The 16,125-nt window shown below is 74.0% G+C and carries 12 protein-coding genes; 8 read left to right on the top strand and 4 right to left on the bottom strand.

Annotation, left to right across the window (positions count from 1 at the left end; all coding sequences use genetic code 11):
- Positions 1-49: 49 nt before the first annotated feature.
- Positions 50-2,776: an AAA family ATPase gene (locus ACFU74_RS09920; protein ID WP_380754499.1), complete on the bottom strand. Its 2,727-nt coding sequence runs from the start codon at positions 2,774-2,776 to the stop codon at positions 50-52.
- A gap of 547 nt (positions 2,777-3,323) precedes the next feature.
- Here ACFU74_RS09920 and ACFU74_RS09915 point away from each other — a divergent pair.
- Genes ACFU74_RS09915 through ACFU74_RS09905 form a run of 3 tightly spaced genes read left to right on the top strand, consistent with a single transcriptional unit; the run spans position 3,324 to position 6,840 of the window.
- Complete coding sequence (locus ACFU74_RS09915; RefSeq protein ID WP_380754496.1) at positions 3,324-4,442, top strand: agmatinase family protein; 1,119 nt, start codon at positions 3,324-3,326, stop codon at positions 4,440-4,442.
- Positions 4,439-5,923 (top strand): class I adenylate-forming enzyme family protein, encoded by a 1,485-nt coding sequence (locus ACFU74_RS09910; RefSeq protein ID WP_380754534.1) that lies wholly within the window; start codon positions 4,439-4,441, stop codon positions 5,921-5,923. The genes ACFU74_RS09915 and ACFU74_RS09910 overlap by 4 nt, the downstream gene beginning before the upstream one ends.
- On the top strand, positions 5,920-6,840 hold the full coding sequence (locus ACFU74_RS09905) for an ACP S-malonyltransferase (protein ID WP_380754493.1): 921 nt from the start codon (positions 5,920-5,922) through the stop codon (positions 6,838-6,840). The genes ACFU74_RS09910 and ACFU74_RS09905 overlap by 4 nt, the downstream gene beginning before the upstream one ends.
- 77 nt (positions 6,841-6,917) lie before the next feature.
- Here the strand turns inward: ACFU74_RS09905 and ACFU74_RS09900 are convergent, their stop codons facing one another.
- From ACFU74_RS09900 to ACFU74_RS09890, 3 genes are all read right to left on the bottom strand, one after another.
- A complete protein-coding gene (locus tag ACFU74_RS09900; protein ID WP_380754490.1) occupies positions 6,918-8,102 on the bottom strand; it encodes an FAD-dependent monooxygenase in 1,185 nt (394 codons plus the stop codon).
- Positions 8,103-8,378: 276 nt separating this feature from the next.
- A complete protein-coding gene (locus ACFU74_RS09895) occupies positions 8,379-8,945 on the bottom strand; it encodes a hypothetical protein (protein ID WP_380754487.1) in 567 nt (188 codons plus the stop codon).
- A 114-nt stretch (positions 8,946-9,059) separates the two neighbouring features.
- Positions 9,060-10,202: an MFS transporter gene (locus tag ACFU74_RS09890; protein ID WP_380754532.1), complete on the bottom strand. Its 1,143-nt coding sequence runs from the start codon at positions 10,200-10,202 to the stop codon at positions 9,060-9,062.
- A 391-nt stretch (positions 10,203-10,593) separates the two neighbouring features.
- Here ACFU74_RS09890 and ACFU74_RS09885 point away from each other — a divergent pair, with 391 nt between their 5' ends.
- Genes ACFU74_RS09885 through ACFU74_RS09865 form a run of 5 tightly spaced genes read left to right on the top strand, consistent with a single transcriptional unit; the run spans position 10,594 to position 15,652 of the window.
- Complete coding sequence (locus ACFU74_RS09885) at positions 10,594-11,748, top strand: branched-chain amino acid ABC transporter substrate-binding protein (RefSeq protein WP_380754485.1); 1,155 nt, start codon at positions 10,594-10,596, stop codon at positions 11,746-11,748.
- Positions 11,749-11,761: 13 nt separating this feature from the next.
- Positions 11,762-12,691: a branched-chain amino acid ABC transporter permease gene (locus ACFU74_RS09880; RefSeq protein ID WP_380754482.1), complete on the top strand. Its 930-nt coding sequence runs from the start codon at positions 11,762-11,764 to the stop codon at positions 12,689-12,691.
- Complete coding sequence (locus ACFU74_RS09875) at positions 12,688-14,034, top strand: branched-chain amino acid ABC transporter permease (RefSeq protein ID WP_380754480.1); 1,347 nt, start codon at positions 12,688-12,690, stop codon at positions 14,032-14,034. Before ACFU74_RS09880 ends, ACFU74_RS09875 begins: the two co-directional genes overlap by 4 nt.
- The gene (locus ACFU74_RS09870; protein WP_380754477.1) at positions 14,031-14,885 is read left to right on the top strand and encodes an ABC transporter ATP-binding protein; all 855 of its coding nucleotides are present in this window, start codon (positions 14,031-14,033) and stop codon (positions 14,883-14,885) included. The genes ACFU74_RS09875 and ACFU74_RS09870 overlap by 4 nt, the downstream gene beginning before the upstream one ends.
- Positions 14,886-14,944: 59 nt before the next feature.
- Positions 14,945-15,652 carry an ABC transporter ATP-binding protein gene (locus ACFU74_RS09865; protein WP_380754530.1) on the top strand — a complete coding sequence of 236 codons (708 nt, stop codon included), beginning with the start codon at positions 14,945-14,947 and terminating at the stop codon, positions 15,650-15,652.
- Positions 15,653-16,125: the final 473 nt, after the last annotated feature.

Below are 16,125 nucleotides of genomic sequence, written 5' to 3'. Positions count from 1 at the left end.
GCCGTTCGGGCTGCCCGTGCCGTCCGGTCCGGAGTGCGGGAGCCGCGGCTCAGGCGATGTTGCTGACCTTCGGCCCGAGCTTGACCAGCAGGTCGGCCCGGCGGGCCACGCTGAGCTTGCGGTAGACCTTGGTCAGGTGCTGCTCGACGGTGCTCAGGGTGATCAGCAGCTTGTTGGCGATCTGCCGGTTGGTGTTGCCCTGGGCGGCCAGCACGGCGACCCTGCGCTCGGCGTCGCTGAGCGAGTTCAACGCCTCGGTGTAGGACTCCCCGCTGCCCTCGGGGACGGCGTCGTCGACGTCCGGCAGCAGCCGCCGGCACAGCGCGTCGATCTGGCAGTCGGCGGCCAGGTCGTAGGCCCGGCGGACGGTCAGCCGGGCGCGGTGGAAGTCGCCGAGCGAGCTCTGCGCCTGGCTCAGGTCGGCCAGGGTGTGGGCGAGTTCCAGCCGGTCCCCGCAGGCGCGGAGCATCTCGGCGGCCTCGCGCAGCAGGGTGGGGCGCTGGGTGAGCGGGGCGGCGGCGGCGATCACGCGCAGGGCGCAGGCCTTGGCGCGGCTCGGTTCGGAGCCCAACTGGGTCAGCTGGCTCTCGGCCAGGACGCGGGCCGGCTGGGGGCGGCCGAGTGCCAGGTAGGCACGGGCGGCGAGGACGCGCCAGGCGACCAGGGAGGGCAGGTCGAGGTTCCAGCGGGCCATCAGGTCGCCGCAGGCGGTGAAGTCGTCGAGGGCTGCCTCGGGCCGGCCGGCGGCCAGGTAGTAGGTCCCGCGGGCCCGCAGGTAGTGCAGGCCCCAGACGGTCTCGAACATGGCGTCGGGCACCGGCCGATCGAGGTGGCGGGCCGCCTCGACGAGCCGGCCGCGGGCGGTGAGCGTCAGCAGCAGGGTGCCGAGCGGGACGCCGACGGCGGCCGACCAGCTGTCGGCGGACATCATGGCGAGGGCCGCCTCGGCGTCGCGCTGGGCGTCGGCGAGCCGGCCGGCGCGGTGGGCGATGTCGGCGCGGATCGCCGTCAGCATGCCCTGCATGGAGGAGGAGCCGCGCTCGCCGGCGTGGGCCAGCAGCCGGTCGGTCCAGTGTGCGGCGCTCTCCAGGCGGTCGCCGTGGATGAGGACGGTCAGCGCCGCGACGTACATGGTCATGGTGTCGCCGCGGCCCGAGGAGCGCGGAAGCGCCTGTTCGGCGGTGTGCATCGCGAGGCTGTTCGGCCCCTTGACCAGCACGCTCTCCAGCGCCTGGGCGAGCGCCTCGCGGGTGTTGACGACGCTCTCCGCGGTGCGCCGGGGTACCCCGGGCGTCACCGGGTCGGCGTCCAGCAGGCCGGGGTGGGTGAAGCGGGTCCAGGCGGTGAGCAGGCGGATGCGGCCGCGTTCCTCGGCGTCGGTGTCGGGGGCGGTGTCCAGCGCGGTGAGGGCGTCGAGCAGTTCGACCGCCTCGGCGGTGCGGCCCAGCCAGAGCAGGCAGTGCACGGTGGTGACCTGGGCGGTGACGCCGAGCCGGCCGGCCCGGGCGGCGTTCACCAGCTGACCGAGCCGGTGGCCGGCGGCGGCGGGGTCGCTCTGCCACTCGGCCCGCAGCAGTGCGACCTTGAACGCGGAGCGGGCGCCGTCGTCGGTGGCGCCGTCGTGAGCGAGGCGCAGCAGGGCGGCGGCGAGATCGGCGTCGCCGGTGGTGAGGAGTTCCTCGGCGGCGGCCGCGAGCACCGGCCCGGCCCAGACCGGGCTGTGGCCGGCGGCCAGCAGGTGGCGGGCGACCGGGAGGGGGGCCGAGCCGTCCTCGTGGAGGATCCGGGCGGCGCGCAGGTGCAGGTCGGTGGCGGCGGCGGGCGGCAGTTGGTCGAGGACGGCCTGGCGGGCCGCGGGGTGCGGGAGGCGGCCGTCGCTGATCAGGCCGGCGTTCTCCAGGCCGGTAAGGGCCCGGCGGGCGGCGGCGGTGTCGACCTCGGCGAGCCGGGCGAGGGTGAGCAGGCCGGCCGGCGGGCGCCGGTCCAGCAGGGCGGCGGCGGCCAGGACCCGGCGGGTGACGGGGTCGCAGCGCTCCACGTAGCGGCGGGCGGCGGCGGTGTAGGCGCTGCCGGGCGCGACCTGGCCGTCCGGGTCCACGCGGGGGCCGCCGGCCAGGCGCAGGTCGGCGATCAGTGTCCGGGTCAGCAGGGGGTTGCCGCCGGACGCCTTGGCGCAGGCGTCGACGAGGGCGTCGGCGGGCGGGGCGCCGAAGGCGTCGGCGAGGAGTTCGCCGACGCCTTCGCGGGACAGCGGCGGCAGTTCGTGGTGGCTGTCGGAGGCGAGCGCCATGAGTTCGGCGTACAGCTGCGGGTCGGTGGGCTCGGCGAGTTCGGTGCCGCTGACCACCACCAGGACGCGGGCGCCACGCAGCCGGCGGACCAGGTGGAGCAGGCAGTGCAGCGAGAGCGGGTCGACGTGGTGCAGGTCGTCGACGGCGATCAGCAGCGGGGTCCGCTCGCTGTCGGCGAGCAGTGTCGCGGAGGCGCCGTGCACCTCGCGAACGAGTTCGGCGCGCCCGGCGTGGCCGGTGGCGGCCGGCAGTTCGTGACAGAACTGGCTGACCAGGCTGAGCGGCAGTTCGCGCTCGGCCCGGGAGCCGGTGGCCCACAGGACGCGGAAGCCGGCCGCGTCGGCCTGTTCGGCGAACGCGCGCAGCAGGGTGGTCTTCCCGCTGCTCAGCGGTCCCACCACTGACAGCAGTCTGCCGTGTCCGGCCAGACACTCGTCGAGAGCGCCTTTGAAGCCGACGAATTGCTCCTGTCGTTCTACAAACACCTGCGTCGTCCTCCCCGAGGGTAACAACCGTGGTTCCGGCGACCGGTCGGATGCCCGCGACCTCCCGTCGCACCCCTGGAGTCCGAGCGGCGTTCGACCGGCCGATCATTGCGCCGATGCCTTCTGCCGCCACTGCGCCAGACGTTGATGTTTTCTGATTTCAGGACGGCAGCGACACTATGCTCCTGGAATGGTGTTCTCCTGCTGAATCGGCGGGATACGGGATGTGAACAGGATGAGCATGCCCGAAAGGGCATGAATATGCCGGGCGCCGACCGGATCGTCAGCCCGGGCCGGCCCACCGGGCCGGTCCGGGTGATTCCGGTGCGAACGGGACCCGGGCGGCACGGACGCACCCCCCGCCCGGCGCCCCGCCCCGCCCAGCTCCGCCGGGTAGGGGATCCGCTGGGGTTGGCCTGCCGAAGCCGCCTCCGTAGCCTGCCGTCGGCGTCGGGAGGCCACCCCGGAAGGCGTGCTCGGAACCGGCGTCCGGCAGTTCGGGCATATTCCGGCGCGATTCGGCAGAGGCAACGACAAGGAAATCAGCGTGACGGACAATGACGCCGAGGGTTCCTGGCTAATTCCGGTCGACCGCTCGCAGGAATCGCCCCGCGAACCCGGTCCGATCGATTTACGGCGCACCTTCCTCCAGCCGGCCTATTCCGGTATCCCGACCTTCATGGGGGCGCCGGTCTGCCTGAACCAGGAGGACCTGCGCGCGGGAGCCGTGGACGTGGCGGTGTTCGGCGTGCCGCTGGACTCCTCCTCCGGCCACCGGGGCGCCGCCTACGGGCCGCGCGCCATGCGCTCCGACGAGCGCTACCTGTTCAACACCCCCGAACTGCTGATCAACGCCAGCACCCGGGTGAGCCCGTTCAAGGTGCTGAAGGTGGTCGACTACGGGGACGCCCCGGTCGACATCTTCAGCGTCGAGAAGTCACTGCCCTCGATCGCCTCGACCGTCCGCGAGGTCGCCGACCTCGGTGCCGTCCCGGTGATCCTGGGCGGCGACCACTCGCTGATGATCGCCAGCGTCGGCGCGCTGGCCGAGCTGTACGGTCCCGACAAGGTCGGCGTCGTCCACTTCGACGCCCACCCCGACTGCCACGAGCACGTGTTCGGCCACCGGATCACCCACGGCACCCCGCTGCGGCGGCTGATCGAGGACCACCGGATCCCGGGCCGGAACTTCGTCCAGGTGGGCCTGCGCACGCCGTCCGGCCCGGACGACGCGCTCTTCAACTGGATGCGCCGCAACGGCCTGCGGACCCACTTCATGGCGGAGATCGAGCGGCTGGGTTTCCCGGCGGTGCTCGACAGGGTGATCGAGGAGGTCCTCGACGGCCCGGAGTTCGTCTACCTGTCGCTCGACATCGACGTCCTGGATCCCGCCTACGCCCCCGGCACCGGCACGCCCGAACCAGGGGGGCTGACCCCGCGTGAGCTGTTCCCGGCGTTCCGGCGGATCTGCGCGGAGACCAACGTCATCGGCATCGACGTCGTCGAGGTCGCGCCGCACCTGGACCCCGGCTACTCCACCACGATGAACGCCCGCCGGGCGATCTTCGAGGGCCTGACCGGCCTGGCGATGAGGAAGGCCGGGATGACCAGCAGCGACTACGTCAACCCGATCGCCTCGGGCCAGTTGAAGTTCCCGCTGACCTGACGCCCCGCCCGCACCACCACCCCGGAAGGACGCACCCGCCGATGACCGCCACCGTGTTCGCCCCCGGTTCCGCCCACTCCCTGACCGACCTGGAGCGTTCGGCCGTCGGCGTCGCCGGGGTGCTGGCCGGCCTCGGCGTCCGCCCGGGAACCCGGGTGCTGTTCAAGGCGGACAACTCGACCGCCTGGGTCACCGTGCTGCTCGCCCTGGCCCACGCCGGTGCCTCGATCGTGCTCCTGGACCACCAGGACACCGCCGAGGAGACCACCCGCATCCACCGGCTGACCCGGGCCGCGCTGTCGGTGGTGGGCAGTGAGGCGCTGCCGCCCGCCGAGGGCAGGACGGCCCGCGTCGACGAACTGCTGGCCGCCGCCGGGCCGCCGTCCCCGGGCCGGGACCGGGCGCTCGACCTCGGCCCGTGGCGGGCCCTGCCGGACGGGCTGATCATGTGGTCCTCCGGCTCGACCGGCACCCCGAAGGGCATCGTGAAGACCGGCGCGCGGTTCCTGCGCAACTTGGAGCGCAACGCCGCGCAGATCGGCCACCGCCCCGACGACGTGCTGCTGCCGCTGCTGCCGTTCTCCCACCAGTACGGCCTGTCCATGGTGTTCATCGCCTGGCTGGTCCGATGCTCGCTGGTGGTCGCCCCCTACCGGCGGGTCGACCAGGCGATGGACCTGGCCCGGGAGACCGGCGCCACGGTGCTCGACGCCACCCCGGCCACGTACCGCACCCTGTGGAACATCGCCGGCCGGCGCCCCGACCCGGCCGCCGACCTGGCCGGCGTGCGGCTCTTCTGCAGCGGCGCCGCCCCGCTGGACCCGACCCTGGTCGACCGGTACGTCGAGCGCTACGGCCGGCCCCTGCTGGACAGCTACGGCAGCACCGAACTGGGCAACATCGCCTTCGCGACCGAGTCCAACCCGGTCGCCGTCGGCCGGCCGGTCGAGGGCATGGGCGTACGGATCGTCGACGACGCGGGCACCGTGCTCGGCCCGAAGGAGACCGGCGAGATCGAGGTCGACTCCCCCGACCTGTTGGAGGGCTACCTCGGCCCGGACGGCGCGCTGGTCCCGGTCACCCCCGGCTGGCGGCGCACCGGCGACTTCGGGCAGCTGGACGAGAACGGCAACCTCTCCGTGCTGGGCCGCAAGCTGGCCGTCCACCGGATGGGCTACACGCTCTACCCGGAACGGATCGAGGCCCGGATCGCCGAGGCCGGCTGCTCGGCGAAGGTGATCGCCGTCCCGGACGAGCGGCGCGGCAGCTCGCTGGTCTTCTTCGTCGAGGACGAGACCGGGGCGGACGTCGCGCACTGGCGGGAGCGGATCTGCGCGGTGCTTCCCGCCTACGAGCAGCCCAACCGGGTCGTGGTGCTGGACCGGCTCCCGCTCAACCGCAACGGCAAGCCCGACCGGCGGGAGCTGGAGCGGCTCGCCCTGCGCCCCGCCGGGCGGAGCGCCTCCGGAGGAACCCGATGACCGCCGCGATCGTCTTCCCGGCCCTGTCACCACTGCGCCGCGGCGACCTCGGCACCTTCCTGATGGTCCATCCGCTCGCCCGCCGCCGGCTGGCCGAGGCCGACGAGGCGCTCGGCTACCGGCTGGTCGACGCGCTCGCCGACGCCCCGCCCGAGGACGACTACGCCGAGCCGGTCCAGGTCGCCGTCCTGGTCGCCTGCCTGGCCCTGGCGGAGTGGGCCGAGCAGCGGCTCGGCGCCGCCCCGCAGTACTGCGTCGGCCCGAGCTTCGGGGAGCGCACGGCGCTCGCCTACACCGGCGCGCTGCCGTTCGCCGACACCGTCCGGCTGGTGGAGGAGATCGCCCGGGTGGAGCGGGACTACTTCGCCACCGAGCACCGCCACGTGGTCACCCACTCCCTCGTCCGGGTGCCCGCCGAGCGGCTCGACCCGCTGCTCGCCGAGCTCTCCTGGCACGAGGTCTCCGGGCGGATGGACGCCGACTTCCACATGGTGTCGCTGCACGAGCCCGAGCTGGACGGCTTCAAGGCCGCGATCAGCCGGGCCGGCGGCTACTCGCTCTACACGATGCGCCCGCCCGCCCACTCCTCGCTGTTCACCGGGGTCCGCGCCCGGATGGAGCGGGTGTACGCGCGCTACCCGCTGGCGGCGCCCCGGATTCCGATCGTCTCCTACCAGGACGGCGCGGTACTCACCGAGCCCGAACCGCTGCGGACCGCGCTGCTCGACGGCTTCGTCCGCCCGATCGGCTGGCCCGAGGCCGTCCGCTCGCTGCGCGGGCTCGGCGTGGAGCGGCTCTGGATCACCGGCCCCGACACGATCCTCTCCCGGATGCGGGCCACGGCGGACAACTTCACCGTCGACCTGTGCGACCTGCGGCGGGTGATGGTCCGCCCGCGCCGCCGAACGGCCGCCTGAGCCACGGCGCCGCACCCGCCGCGAGCGGCGTCGGGCGTCACCCTCCCGCCGCCCAGGCGGGCGGGTGTCACCCCACCCTACGCACCGTGCCCGACGGGGGTGGAGTGCAGCCAGGAGACCTTGTCGTGGAGGTCGTCCTCGGTGAGCGGGCTCAGCATCGCGTCGCGGGCCAGGGCCTCCTCGCCGGCGGGGTGGTAGAGCATGTCGCCCATCTCGCGGGCGAGCAGTTGGACGCGTCCGGCGCGCTCGCGGCGGGCCTCGACGTACTTCTCCAGGCGGTTCGTCACATCGCCGGCCGGCGCGTGCTCCAGGAGGTCGCCGAGGACGACGGCGTCCTCCAGGGCCTGGCAGGCGCCCTGGGCGGCGTACTGGAGCATCGGGTGGGCGGCGTCGCCCATCAGCGTCACCCGGCCGCGGCTCCAGTCGTCGACCGGGTCGCGGTCGCACAGGACCCACTCGCGCCAGTCCTCGCCCAGCCGCAGGAGCTCGGCCGGGGCCGGGTCGAGCTCGGGGAAGCGGGCCAGCACGGTGTCGCGCCCGGTCGGGCGGCCCGCGACGGCCTCGGTGGCACCGTCGTCCAGCACCGCGGCCAGGTTGAGCTGCTCCCCGCCCGCGACGGGGTAGTGGACGACGTGCCAGCCGGGGCCGGCCCACAGGGTCACCGCGTTGCGGCGCAGCCGGGGCGGCACCCGCTCCATCGGGACCAGGGTGCGGTAGATGGTGTGGCCGCAGGGTCGCAGCGGTCCGTCGTCCAGCAGTTGCGCGCGGACGGTCGAGCGGATGCCGTCGGCGCCCACCAGCAGGTCGCCGGTGAAGGTCCGGCCGTCCGCGGTGGTGACGCCCACGCCGTCCGCGTCCTGGGTGAACCGCTGCACCGGGGCGCCCGGCACGAGTTCGACGTCGCCGCTCTCCCGGCAGGCCGCGAGCAGCGGGTTGTGCAGGTCGCGCCGGTGGACGACGGCGTACGGGCCGCCGAAGCGCTCCCGGTAGCGCTCGCCGACCGGCATGGCGACGAGCGGGCTGCCGGTGAGCGCGTCCAGCAGGCGCAGTTCGTCGACGTGGACGGCGCGCTCGCGCACGGCGGCACCGACGCCCAGCAGGTCCAGGGCGTGGAAGCCGTTCGGTGCGATCTGGACGCCGGCGCCGACTTCGGTGAAGACGTCCTGGCGCTCCAGGACGGTGACGCGGTGGCCGCCGTTGGCGAGGGCCAGGGCCGTGGCCAGACCGCCGATGCCGCCGCCGGCGACGAGTGCGTGAAGCATGTGGTTCCCCCGTGGGTCGTTCCCCCAAGTCATGAGCAGCTTATGTGCCTGCGTGCCGCAAGTGGAAGGTTTGCCGCCGTTCGGATCGGACTACTGCGACGGCTGTTTCGGGCGCCGCCCCGGGAGGCGGGCGAACGGTTCCGTGACGTCACCGGTGGTGTCCACGCGCACCACCGGGAGCGGTGCGACCGGGCGGGCGGGGGACGAACGCGGACCGCCGGGGCCGCGTCCGGTGGGAGGCGCGGCCCCGGCGGTCACCGGCGGCAGGGGCGGGGGCTACGGGCAGAGCTGATGGGTCGTGGGGATGCACTCGGGGTCGGTCGGGTCGATCGGGCCGGTGCCGCCGCCGGGGCGGTAGTTGGACCACCACAGCGGGGTTCCGCCGTAGTAGACGACCAGGTTCCCGCCGTTCTGGATGGCGAGGTAGGCGCCGGGGTGGCGGCCGGTGCGGCTCTCCCAGAGGGGGCGCCAGGCGGCGTCGTAGGCGGTGAGGTTGCCGTCGTCCTGGACGTAGAAGTAGGTGCCGACCCCGTAGGTGCCGACGGCGGTCCAGATCGCGACGCCGTTCTTGTAGAGGACGACGTGCCCGTCGTACTGCTGGTGCAGGACCGTGCTGCCGTCGGGCGAGGACCAGCTCTGGCCGCGGCTCAGGCCGGCCGTGGCCCGGATGACCGTCTGGTCGGCGTCGGAGGCGGGTGCCGCGGCGGCCGGGGCGGCGGCCGTGACGGCCGGGGCGGGGGCGCCGTCGGCGGCCTGGGCGGGACCGCCCAGCAGCCCGGTCGCCATCAGTACGGCGCCCAGCGCGACGCCGGCGCGCGGGACGAGGGAACGCGCGATCCTCATGACGGACACTCTCCTCAAGTCACTTCTCCGGATGGCCTGTTGCCTCGGAGAGTCTCACCGGGCGGGCGGCGGCCGGGCAAAGCCCTTCGACCCACCCCGAAAACGGGCACGCCGTCAGCCGGCCCCGCCCGCCCCCGCCCCCGCCCCCGGGCGGCGCAGCAGGTAGAGGCCGGAGGCGGCGGCGAGCACGGCCATGCAGCCGGCGAAGACCAGGCCCGCGTCGGACAGGCCGAGGGGTTCGGCGAGCAGGCCGATGCCGATGACGGGGATCGAGATGCCGAAGTAGGCGACGACGAAGAGCGCGGAGAGCGCGCCGCCCCGGTGTTCGGCGGGGGCCGCGGCGGCGATCTCGCCGACCGCGCCGCGCAGGCCCATGCCCTGCCCGGAACCGCCCACCAGGGCGGCCAGCACCAGCGGCGGCAGGGTGTTCCAGGCGAGCGCCGCCGCCAGCAGGGCGAGCCCGGCGATCAGCACCAGGCAGCCCAGCGGGATGGCCCGGGCGGTGCCCAGCCGGGGCACCAGGAGCTGCCCGAGGGTGGAGCCGAGGAAGGCCGTGAAGACGATGAGGCCGGTGACCGCGTGGTTGTGGACGTCCAGGTCCTGCGCGAGGAAGGCGGGGCTGACCGAGGTGAAGACGCCCAGCAGCGAGAACCCCGCGAAGGCGGCGAGGCCCGCCGGGACGAAGACCCCCCGGACCTGCGGCGGCAGCGAAGGCCGGCGCGGCCGGGCGGTGCGCAGCGGGCGGGCGCCGTCGACGGTCTCCGGCAGGAACCAGGTGACGGCGAAGGACGCGGCGAGCATCACCAGGTGCACGGCGAACGGCAGGACCAGGGGGTGCGGCGCGTACTCGGCGAGCAGGCCCGACAGCAGCGGGCCGCAGCCCAGGCCGCCCATGTTGGCGGCGGTCGCGGCGAACGCGGCGCGGGCCCGCCGGCCGGGCGGGGCGAGTTCCAGCACGTAGGCGGTGGCGGTGCCGGTGAACAGGCCAGCCGAGAAGCCGGAGAGCAGCCGGCCCAGGCAGAGCAGCGGCAGTCCGCCCTCGGCCAGGAAGGCGACGGCGCTCGCCGCCGCACAGGCCAGTCCGCAGAGCAGCACGGGCCGGCGTCCGACGGTGTCGGAGACGTTGCCGACGAGCAGCAGGACGCCGATGACACCGAAGGCGTAGACGGCGAACACGACGGTGACCATCAGCTCGGAGAAGCCGATCTCCTCCTGGTAGAGGCCGTAGAGCGGGGTGGGCAGGGTGGTGCCCGCCATGCAGACGGCGAAGGCGGCGGCGGCCCCGAGGTAGGCCGGGCCGGGCACGGCGGGCGGCCGCCCGGTCGGACGATCGGTCACCAGCCCACCGTAGGCGCGCGGCCCGGCCCGGGGCGGGTCGGCGGCGGCGGGCTGCGCCGAATGGCCGCGGGGGTCCGGTACGGCGCGGGCGCACCGCCCGTGCACGCCCGGCTTCCCGAGCGGCCGGTGCGGGCGCTCGCACGTACAGTGGGTTTCCACGACGCGTTCGCCCACCGCACCGCGGTCAAGCGGATACGCGGGGTGAGCCCTTCGCCCTGGTGGCGGCGGAGCGCCGGACGGCACGCGCGACCGAGCGTGATCCGGGCAGGCGCCGCCCGAGAGGTGCATCATGCGCAGAAGAATGATCATCATGGCAGGCGTCCCGGTGATGGCCGGGGCGCTGGCGCTGTCCCCGCTCGCTCACGCGGGCGCCGTCGCAGCGGACAAACCCACCTACACCATCGGCTTCCAGGGGCCGCTGACCGGGCCCAACGCCCAGCTCGGGATCAACATCGACTGGGGCGTCAAGCTCGCCGTCCAGCAGGCGAACGAGCGGGGCGACCTGCCGTTCACGCTCAAGGTCAAGGAGGCCGACGACCAGGGCGATCCCGCCAAGGGACCGACCGCGGCCCAGCAGCTCATCGGGGACAGCAGCGTCGTCGGCGTGGTCGGGCCCACCTTCTCCGGCGCCACCAAGGCCGCCGAGCCGCTGTTCACCCAGGCGAACCTCGCCTCGGTCAGCGCGTCGGCGACCGCCTCGGCGCTCACCGATCCGGCCAACGGCTTCAAGACCTTCTTCCGGATCGTCCCGCCGGACTCGGCGCAGGGCGTCGCAGCGGCCGACTACCTCACCAAGGTGCTCCAGGTGAAGTCCGTCTACCTGCTCGACGACAAGTCGGACTACGGGGTCGGCCTCGCCGGGAACATCAGGAACCAGCTGACGGCCAACGGCGTGCAGGTGACCGGCGACAGCGTCGCCGCCGGGACCAACGACTACTCGGCGGTCGCCACCAAGATCGCCAACTCCGGTGCGCAGGCCGTCTACTACGCCGGCTACTACGCCGACGCGGCCCCGCTCGCCAAGGCCCTGGAGAACACCTCGTTCACCGGCAGGGCGATGTCCGACGACGGCACCAACGACCCCAAGTTCATCCAGCTCGCCGGCTCCGCCAGTGAGGGCTGGCAGATGACCTGCCCGTGCCTGTCGGCGGCGGCCTCCGCCGATCCGGCGGCCAAGAAGTTCGTCGAGGACTACACCGCGCTCGCCCACCAGCCCCCGGGCACCTACTCGCCGGAGGGCTACGACACCACCAACACCCTCATCCAGGTGATGAAGTCGCTGGGCACCGACGTCGACCGCCAGAAGGTCGTCGAGGGCCTGCGCACCGTGGACCACAAGGGCCTCAGCAAGGAGATCAGGTTCCAGCCCAACGGCGAGGTCACCGAGAAGGGCATCTACGTCTACGAGGTCAGGAACGGCCGGATCGCCGCGCTCGGCACCGTCGACAAGCTGATCGCCGGATGACCCGCGCCGCCCCATGTGCCTCACCGACCACTTCTGGCAGTTCCTGGTCCCCGGGATCACCCTGGGCGCGCTCTACGCGCTGATCGCCATCGGCTACACGCTGGTGTACGGCGTGCTCCAGCTGATCAACTTCGCGCACAGCGAGGTGTTCATGACGGGCGGCTTCGCCGGCCTGTTCACCGCCCAGGCGCTCGCCGCCCCGGGAACCACGCCGCACGGCGCGCAGTCCGTCCTGTTCACGCTGGCCGGGCTGCTCGGCGCCGCGGTGTTCGGGGCCGCCGTCGCCTTCCTGCTGGAGCGCGTCGCCTACCGTCCGCTGCGACGGCGCGGCGCGCCCCGGCTGGTCTACCTGATCACCGCGATCGGCGCCTCGCTGTTCCTGTTCAACCTCGCCGGGAAGCTGTTCGGCCGCGACCGCACCGACGTCCCCGCGCTCTACTCCAACCGCGTGGTGTTCACCCTGTTCGGTGCCCAGGTCCGGGTCCAGCAGCTGGTGATCGTCGGCACCGCCGTCGTCATGATGCTGCTGCTCGACCGGGTGGTGAACCGCACCAGGCTCGGTTCGGGCATCCGCGCCGTCGCCCAGGACGCGCAGACGGCCAGTCTGATGGGCGTCGACATCGACCGCGTCATCTCGCAGACCTTCGTGATCGGCGGGCTGCTCGGCGGCGCCGCCGGCTTCCTCTTCGGCACCTACCTCAACGTGCACTACCAGATGGGCTTCCTGCCCGGCATCAAGGCGTTCGCGGCGGCGGTGCTCGGCGGGATCGGCAACATCCGCGGCGCCATGATCGGCGGGCTGCTGCTCGGTGTGGCGGAGAGCCTCAGCCAGTCCTGCATGTCCAGCCAGTGGATCGACGTGGTCGCCTTCGTGGTGCTGATCCTGGTGCTGATGTTCCGCCCGACCGGCATCCTCGGCCGGGGCCTGGGGCGGGCGGCGTGAGCGGCGCGCCCCCCGTCCCCGCCGTCAGGCGCCGGCGGCGGGTCCCCGCGCCGCTGCTGCGGCTGGGCGGCTGGCTGGCCGCCGGGGTGCTGCTGACCGTGCTCACCTCGACCGCCCAGGGCACGCCCACCGACCACCTGCTGGTGCTGCGCGAGTCGCTCGGCTCGGCCGCCCTGCTCCGGTGGCTGGCCGCCGCGGTCGCGGTGTGGGCGGTGCTGGAGGTCTGGCGCGCCCGCGGTCCCGGCCCTGGCCTCGCCCGGCGCACCGCGGGCGTGCGGGCCGGCTGGCAGCGGATCGCCGAACGGCGGCTCAACCGAAGGCTGTTCCTGCTCGCCGTGGCGGTCGCGGCGATCGTCCTGCCGCGGTTCGCCGGCGAGTTCTACCAGCGCGTCCTGGTCGACCAGGTCGCGGTGTTCGTCCTGCTCGCCGTCGGCCTCAACGTGGTGGTCGGCTGGGCCGGCCTGCTGGACCTCGGCTACGTGGCCTTCTTCGCGATCGGCGCCTACACCTGCGCCTTCTTCACCCGGGCGCTGCCGGTGAAGCCGCCGTTCGCCCTCAACCCCTTCGTCGTCCTGCCGATCGCCGTCGTGGTCTGCCTGCTCGCCGGGCTGCTGCTGGGCGCGCCGACGCTGCGGCTGCGCGGCGACTACCTGGCCATCGTGACCCTCGGCTTCCACGGGATCGTCCAGCTGTTCCTGGTCAACAAGGACACCTGGACCGGCGGCAACCAGGGCGCGGGCGGCATCCCGCACTTCTCCGTGCACGTCGACGGCGTGCACTACGCCTGGGGCCTGGACTCGCTGCCGTACTGGTACCTGTTCGTCGGCATGCTGGCCGTCGTGCTGCTGCTGTTCTCCCGGCTGGAGCACTCCAAGGTCGGCCGCGCCTGGACCGCCGTGCGCGAGGACGAGGTCGCCGCGGCCGCCACCGGCGTGCCCACCGTCCGGTACAAGCTGATGGCCTTCGCGATCGGCGCCTCGGTCTCCGGCCTGTCCGGCGTCCTCTACGCCTCCCGGATCGGCTACATCAACCCGGCGAGCTTCCCGATCGTGCTGTCGATCAGCGTGCTGTCGTACGTGATCTTCGGCGGCATGGGCTCGCTGACCGGGGTGGTGGTCGGCGCGGCGCTGCTGACCTTCCTGCCCGCCGTCTTCCAGCAGCAGGAACTCGTCCGCCAGGAGGACATCCCGATCTGGATCGGCGGGATCCTCGTGGTGATGATGATCTTCCGGTCGCAGGGCCTGATCCCCTCGCGCCGCCGCCGGCGCGAACTCGGCCTGGCCGCCCAGGGCGTCGCGGACGCCGACGCGATGTCCGAGAACCCCGAGGGGAGGTCGCCGTGACGGCCGGCCCGCCCGCCGGCGCTCCGGAGGGCCCGCTGCTCGCCGTCCGCGGGGTCACCCTGCGGTTCGGCGGCCTGACCAGCCTCGACCGGGTCGACCTCACCGCCGGCCGGGGCGAGATCCTCGCCGTCATCGGGCCCAACGGCGCCGGGAAGACCTCGCTGTTCAACTGCCTGACCGGCGTCTGCACCCCCCAGGAGGGCACCATCGCGTTCGCCCCGCCCACCGCCGGGCACCCCGTCCACCTGGTCGGCGGCCCGGCGCGGCGGCGGCGCGGCCGCAAGCCCCACGCGGTGAACCGGGCCGGCATCGCCCGCACCTTCCAGAACATCCGGCTGTTCGCCGCCCTGTCCGCCTACGAGAACGTCAAGGTCGCCGCCGAGACCAGACAGCGCACCGGCCCGGTCGCCGCCATGCTGCGGCTGCCGCGCGCCCGCGCCAACGAGCGGTCCAGTGACGCCGCCACCGCCGCCCTGCTGGACTTCACCGGGCTGCGCGCGGTCGCCGACGAGACGGCCTCCGCGCTCCCGTACGGCGTCCAGCGGCGGCTGGAGATCGCCCGCGCGCTCGCCACCGAGCCGGCCCTGCTGCTGCTGGACGAGCCCGCGGCGGGCACCAACCCGACCGAGAAGCGCGAACTGGAACGGCTGATCCGGCGGATCAACGGCGAGCTCGGGGTGACGGTGCTGCTGATCGAGCACGACATGCGGCTGGTGATGTCGGTGGCGGACCGGGTGACGGTGCTCAACTTCGGCCGGGTGATCGCCGAGGGGCGGCCCGCCGAGGTGCAGCGCGACCCGGCGGTGGTCGAGGCGTACCTGGGCACCGCCGGGCCGCAGGAGGAGCCGTGACCGCCGGCGGATCGGCGGGTCCGGGGCAGGAGCACGAGCGGGGGCAGGAGCGGGCACCGGTGCTGGAACTGCGCGACCTGCACGTGGCGTACGGGGCGATCGAGGCGCTGAAGGGCGTCGACCTGGTGGTCCGGGAGGGCGAGGTGGTCGCCCTGCTGGGCGCCAACGGGGCCGGCAAGACCACCACCCTCCAGGCGGTGTCGGGCCTGCTGCGGCCCCGGGCGGGCGAGATCCGTTTCCGCGGTACCCGGGTGGACGGCGTCCCGCCGCACGAGGTGGTCGGCCTCGGGATCGGGCACGCGCCCGAGGGGCGGCGGGTGTTCCCCGCGATGACCGTCCGGGAGAACCTCGACATGGGCGCGTACCGCTTCCGCCGCACCCCGGAGGAGGACCTCGACCGGGTCTACGGCCTGTTCCCGGTGCTGGCCGAACGGCGCGGGCAGGAGGCCGGCACGCTGTCCGGCGGCGAGCAGCAGATGCTCGCCATCGGGCGCGCACTGATGGGCCGGCCCGCACTGCTGCTGCTGGACGAGCCGTCGATGGGCCTGGCCCCGTTGATCGTCACACGGATCTTCGACATCGTCCGGGAGATCAACGGCCAGGGGACGACCGTCCTGCTGGTCGAGCAGAACGCCGCCCAGGCGCTCGGGCTCGCCGACCGCGGCTACGTCCTGGAGACCGGGTCGATCGTGATGAGCGCCCCGGCGGCCGAACTGCTGGACGATCCGCGGGTGCGGGCCGCCTACCTGGGCGAGGCGGCGGACTGAGCGGTCCGTCCCCTCACGGCCCGGGTCACCGGCTCGGGGGCGGGCCCGGGCCCGGGCCGCGGTCCCGGGTGCGGGCGCGGGTCCGGACGGGGCGCGGGCGGGGGCAGCGGATCGGGTTCCGGCCGCGGCGGGGCGGGCGGCACCGGGTCGGGCCCGCCGGGAGCGGGCACCGGTCCCGGCAGCGGACCGGGTCCGGGCCCTGGTCCCGGTCCGGGGGCCGGGGTGGGGCTGGGCGGCACGGGGTCGTTCGGCGGGGTTCCCACGGCGGGTCGCTCCTCTCGGGTGCCACTCGCGGCTACCCCGTCCGCCACGGCTCATACCTCGCCGGAGGCGCGGTGCCGAGCCGTGTGGCGGTGCCGAGCCGTGTGGCGGTGGCGGTGGCGGCAGGATCCCCGCTCCGGCGGCACATCACCGCGGTGCGCTCCTCCTGATGCCCGCACCGGCTGCGCTGTCGGTTCCGGCGGGTACCGTGC

The organism is Kitasatospora sp. NPDC057500, from assembly GCF_042802195.1.
Lineage (GTDB): Bacteria > Actinomycetota > Actinomycetes > Streptomycetales > Streptomycetaceae > Kitasatospora.
The sequence above is the reverse complement of the archived record's forward strand: the minus strand, read 5'-3'. Positions and strand labels throughout refer to the sequence as shown.

Coding starts and splice junctions, on each gene's coding strand:
- ACFU74_RS09905 (WP_380754493.1), top strand. CDS start 5,920: ATGACCGCCGCGATCGTCTTCCCGGCCCTGTCACCACTGCGCCGCGGC.
- ACFU74_RS09900 (WP_380754490.1), bottom strand. CDS start 8,102: ATGCTTCACGCACTCGTCGCCGGCGGCGGCATCGGCGGTCTGGCCACG.
- ACFU74_RS09895 (WP_380754487.1), bottom strand. CDS start 8,945: ATGAGGATCGCGCGTTCCCTCGTCCCGCGCGCCGGCGTCGCGCTGGGC.
- ACFU74_RS09890 (WP_380754532.1), bottom strand. CDS start 10,202: ATGGCGGGCACCACCCTGCCCACCCCGCTCTACGGCCTCTACCAGGAG.
- ACFU74_RS09885 (WP_380754485.1), top strand. CDS start 10,594: ATGGCAGGCGTCCCGGTGATGGCCGGGGCGCTGGCGCTGTCCCCGCTC.
- ACFU74_RS09880 (WP_380754482.1), top strand. CDS start 11,762: ATGTGCCTCACCGACCACTTCTGGCAGTTCCTGGTCCCCGGGATCACC.